The sequence below is a fragment of the Pseudophaeobacter sp. genome (genome assembly GCF_039971195.1).
Taxonomy (GTDB): domain Bacteria; phylum Pseudomonadota; class Alphaproteobacteria; order Rhodobacterales; family Rhodobacteraceae; genus Pseudophaeobacter.
This window is the reverse complement of the sequence record NZ_JBDWPJ010000201.1, coordinates 1-4,189: the sequence shown is the minus strand read 5'-3', so window position 1 is coordinate 4,189 and position 4,189 is coordinate 1. Positions and strand designations below refer to the sequence as shown.

At 57.0% G+C, this 4,189-nt stretch carries 6 protein-coding genes; 4 read left to right on the top strand and 2 right to left on the bottom strand.

Annotation, left to right across the window (positions count from 1 at the left end):
* Positions 1-363: 363 nt before the first annotated feature.
* Entirely contained in the window at positions 364-588 is a 225-nt protein-coding gene (locus ABJP42_RS17275) for a YdcH family protein (protein ID WP_348342574.1), read from the bottom strand.
* Positions 589-766: 178 nt separating this feature from the next.
* Here ABJP42_RS17275 and ABJP42_RS17270 point away from each other — a divergent pair, with 178 nt between their 5' ends.
* From ABJP42_RS17270 to ABJP42_RS17255, 4 genes are all read left to right on the top strand, one after another.
* Positions 767-1,180 carry an Hsp20 family protein gene (locus ABJP42_RS17270; protein WP_348342572.1) on the top strand — a complete coding sequence of 138 codons (414 nt, stop codon included), beginning with the start codon at positions 767-769 and terminating at the stop codon, positions 1,178-1,180.
* Positions 1,181-1,184: 4 nt separating this feature from the next.
* Complete coding sequence (locus ABJP42_RS17265) at positions 1,185-1,409, top strand: DUF1150 family protein (protein WP_348342570.1); 225 nt, start codon at positions 1,185-1,187, stop codon at positions 1,407-1,409.
* Between the two features lie 113 nt (positions 1,410-1,522).
* The gene (locus ABJP42_RS17260; RefSeq protein ID WP_348342568.1) at positions 1,523-2,407 is read left to right on the top strand and encodes a PhzF family phenazine biosynthesis protein; all 885 of its coding nucleotides are present in this window, start codon (positions 1,523-1,525) and stop codon (positions 2,405-2,407) included.
* 185 nt (positions 2,408-2,592) lie between these two features.
* Positions 2,593-3,336 carry a hypothetical protein gene (locus ABJP42_RS17255; RefSeq protein ID WP_348342566.1) on the top strand — a complete coding sequence of 248 codons (744 nt, stop codon included), beginning with the start codon at positions 2,593-2,595 and terminating at the stop codon, positions 3,334-3,336.
* A 115-nt stretch (positions 3,337-3,451) separates the two neighbouring features.
* On the opposite strand, the gene cysC is transcribed toward ABJP42_RS17255, so the two are convergent.
* Positions 3,452-4,189, bottom strand: a 738-nt coding sequence (gene cysC / locus ABJP42_RS17250; RefSeq protein WP_348342564.1) for an adenylyl-sulfate kinase, incomplete at its 5' end; no start/stop codon positions are given.

Sequence of the window (4,189 nt, the reverse complement as noted above, 5' to 3'; positions counted from 1 at the left end):
GGTGGAAGGAACGCGCACTATAGTCAAAGATCGCGGTGGTGCAATGCGACAATCTTTTGCGAGGAGTAATGAATGCCTCGCGAAACAAGGTGCAATGGGGAATTGGAGTGCCTCGGGGGTTTGCCCCACAAGGGGCGCGGTATCCGGCATCACAAGGGGGGGGGCTCCCGCCCGGGCAAAATGGCAGCAGAGCTGCCAAATGCCTCGTTGGGCATGGCACCGCGCATTTGCGCGGTGCGGGCGCGATTGATCGCGCCAAAAGCAGCGCGCCGCCAGGCGCGCTGCCGGGCCCAAGGGGCGGATTGGTGGCCTTGCCGCCAAAGCAGCTGCGCGGGAGCGCTACCTATGCGGAAGCAACAAAGCTCAGGCGATAATGTCGGGGGTTAACCGGTCTTCGATCTGCGAGATCTTGTCTTTAAGACCCAGCTTTTGCTTTTTCAGCCTCCGAATGGTGAGCTGGTCACTGGTGCCGCGTTCTTGCAGGGCAATGATCGCCTCATCGAGGTCACGGTGTTGCCTGCGAAACACTTCCAGCTCCACTTTCAGAACCTCGTCGGTCTTCATTGACATATCGGCTGAAGCATTCATGGGCGACTCGAAAATCTACAGGGGTCTGGGAGGGCTAAGATACTTCCTTAACAGGTTTTCCGCTAGAGCTATGCAGCCAATGACTTGAGAATTTGAGTGAAACCACCATATTCTAACCAGGCAGTTGCCGCTACGGGACTGCTGATCAACGTCGCTTTGAAGCAAAAGGACGATACACGTGTCAAAACTCACTCTGGGCTCCTATCCGCATATGCTGGGGTTTGAGCAGTTGGAACGCCTTCTGGAACGCTCGGCCAAGTCCGGCAATGAGGGCTATCCTCCTTACAATATTGAACAAACCTCTGATTTTTCCTACCGGATCACGCTGGCTGTTGCTGGTTTTGCCGAGGCCGACCTGGCAATCACTGTCGAGGATCGTCAATTGGTGATCCGTGGCCGTCAGGGAGATGACAGCGACGGGCGGGTCTTTTTGCACCGGGGAATCGCCGCGCGGCAGTTTCAGCGCATGTTTGTGCTGGCCGATGGCGTCGATGTGGGCGAGGCGGTGATGGAAAACGGGCTGTTGCACGTCGACCTGACGCGTTCGCGTCCTGAAACCGTGGTTCAGACCATCAATATCAAACAGGGGTAGAGCAATGTACACACCATATGATTTCAACACCACCAATCCGCGCATGGCCTATGTCAAAGCGATTGCCGTCAGTGATCTGCCGCAGGAGATGCAGGAGAGCGCCGAGGGGCGCGATCAGCTTTATGCGGTACATGACGCCGAAGGTGCGCAACTGGCCGTTGTTGCCGACCGTAAACTGGCCTTTGTACTGGCACGGCAAAACGATTTCTCTCCGGTGCCAGTTCACTAAGATTAAGCCACGACTAGGCTTTTGCTGACACGATGTTTTCTGGCGGTTCCGGCCCCTTTGATGTTTCGCTATGATCCCTGTAAATCACCGCAGGGCTTAGGGCAGGGATCAAGATGCGCAGATATGAATTTGACTGGGTCGATGCCTTCTCGGACCGTGCTTTTGGCGGCAATGGCTGCGCCGTGGTGCATGGCGGTGCACATCTGCCCCTCGAGACCTGTACCGCCTATGTGCGCGAAACATCACTGGTCGAATGCACCTTTACCGGCCCTTCTGATCTGGCAGACATCAAGGTGCGCTATTACCTTGCCAGCCGTGAAATTCCCTTTGCCGGCCATCCGACACTCGCCACCGTAGCCGCAATGCGGGATCGCGGCATGATAGGCGACGGAGAAATTCGTCTGGAAACCGGCGCGGGCATCGTGCCGGTTACCGTTGCTGGTGACCAGATCGAAATGACTCAGATTGCGCCGCAGTTTGGGGCCAGGCCAGACCCGACCTTGGTTGCCGCAGCGATCTCCTTACCGGTCGAAGAAATTCTGGCCCCGCCGCAAAAGGTCTCTACCGGACTGCCTTTTTGCATCACCCTGCTTAAAGATCACGAGGCCCTGGCGGCAGCGCGGCTTGACCTCGACGCGCTGTCTCGGTTGGGGCAGGCGCTGGGCGCGGATGGGATTGATATGATGGAGCCTTTTCTGGTCACCCTGCCCGGAGCCACAGATGCCGGAGATACCCTGTCCCGGCTGCTGATGGCGCCGCCCAGCCCGCCCGAAGATCCCTTTACCGGTTCTGCCACGGGGGCGATGGCAGCATATCTTTGGCATCATGGGCTGATGAGCAAGGACAGTTTTGTCGCTGAACAGGGCCATGGCATGGGACGTCCCGGACGGGCAATGGTCACGCGTGTTGGCAGCCCCTCAGCGATCACCGGCGTCAAGGTGGCCGGCAAGGGCTATGTTTTGATGCGGGGTACTGTTGAGTTGCCCGAAACCCTGTAGTGCGCGCGACAATGCAAATCGTTAACCGTAGAAACGACAACGAAAGATCTTGAATGGAGAAGGCTGCAATTGCGGTGTTGCCCTATGGGGGCACTCTCGGGAAAAACTTGGCGGCTCGGCCAGTGTCAGAGCTCATTTGGCCTTTGGGTTGTCCGGCTCGGCTCGAGGGAAAGACCATTGCGGATATGGCTCCAAATGATCATTTGATCGTTTTTGCCAAACGCCTGATGCATTTTCAGTCGCACCATCATTGCCCGGCCCACCTCTCGCTTATGGTGATGGAGCCCAAAATCATGTCTGCGGCGCACCACCACCTGTTGCGCCTGAGCGCGAAGCGGTTCTGTCGTGTATTCACCTATGATCCTGATCTTTTGGCAAAACTGCCCAATGGATTGATGCTGCCCTTTGGTACCACCTGGGTAGAGGGGGGATTGGAATTCCCGTTGGAAAAGACGGCTGATCTTTCCTTGATCGCTTCGGCCCAGAATTCACATCCTGGTCACAAGCTGCGCCACCGGATTGTCACTCACCTGCAAGGGAACTACCCGGAAGCCCGCATTATGGGGCGCGGCTACAGCCCCTTTGACAACAAGGTCGAAGGGCTGGCCCCCTTTCGATATTCGGTTGTCATCGAAAACACGCAAGAGCCCAATTACTTTAGCGAAAAGCTGATAGATGCGATCCTATGCGAAACGGTGCCGATCTACTGGGGCTGTCCAAACATCACAGATTTTTTTCCCTGTGATGGGTCGTCAAACGCGGGGCTTATCCTGTGTCGCAGCCAGGCTGAGATTGAAGCGGCTTTGCGGCATGTGAGCCCCGAGGACTACGCCCGCCGTTTGCCCGCATTGCAAGATCTCAAAGACAGCGCTGAGAACTATGGAAATCTCTTTTTGAGGGCGGCAGTCGCTCTGCGCGACAGTTTGTAGACCATTCATGCTGTTGTGTGAGAAGAGGGCAGGACCTGTTTCAGCGGCCTTTCGAACAAAAAACGGCGCGCTCAGATAGGGCGCGCCGTTGGTTTTTAGGAGTTAGGGGCAGGCTTTAGCCTGCGATCAGCCCCATGTTCTCCAGTTTCAGCAGCACCTGATGGGCGCAGTTGTCAACCTCGACATTCTCGGTCTCGACGCTGAGCTCTGGGTTGGCAGGAACATCATAGGGGTCAGAGATCCCGGTGAACTCCTTGATCTTGCCTTCGCGGGCCAGCTTGTACAGGCCCTTGCGGTCGCGGCGCTCGCATTCTTCCAGCGAGGTGGCCACATGCACTTCGACAAAGGCTCCAAAATTCTCCACGTCTTCGCGCACGGCGCGGCGGGTGGTGGCATAGGGCGCGATCGGCGCGCAGATGGCGATACCGCCGTTCTTGGTGATCTCGGAAGCAACATAGCCGATGCGGCGGATGTTGAGATCGCGGTGCTCTTTGGAGAACCCCAGCTCGGAAGACAGGTTCTTTCGCACGATATCCCCATCAAGCAGGGTCACCGGACGGCCACCCATTTCCATCAGCTTGACCATCAGCGCATTGGCAATGGTGGATTTGCCAGAGCCAGAGAGGCCGGTGAGGAAGACGGTGAAACCCTGTTTGGAGCGTGGTGGCTTGGTGCGGCGCAGTTCCTTGACCACTTCGGGGAAGGAAAACCACTCGGGGATTTCCAGACCTTCGGAGAGACGGCGGCGCAACTCGGTGCCCGAGATGTTGAGGATGGTGACGTCATCCTTGTCTTCAATCTCGTCGATGGCCTCATACTGCGCCCGTTCCGACACCCAAACCATATGTTTGAA

Excerpts from the sequence above, each read along its gene's own strand:
- ABJP42_RS17260 (WP_348342568.1), top strand. The coding sequence starts at position 1,523 with ATGCGCAGATATGAATTTGACTGGGTCGATGCCTTCTCGGACCGTGCT.
- ABJP42_RS17255 (WP_348342566.1), top strand. The coding sequence starts at position 2,593 with ATGGCTCCAAATGATCATTTGATCGTTTTTGCCAAACGCCTGATGCAT.
- ABJP42_RS17265 (WP_348342570.1), top strand. The coding sequence starts at position 1,185 with ATGTACACACCATATGATTTCAACACCACCAATCCGCGCATGGCCTAT.
- ABJP42_RS17275 (WP_348342574.1), bottom strand. The coding sequence starts at position 588 with ATGAATGCTTCAGCCGATATGTCAATGAAGACCGACGAGGTTCTGAAA.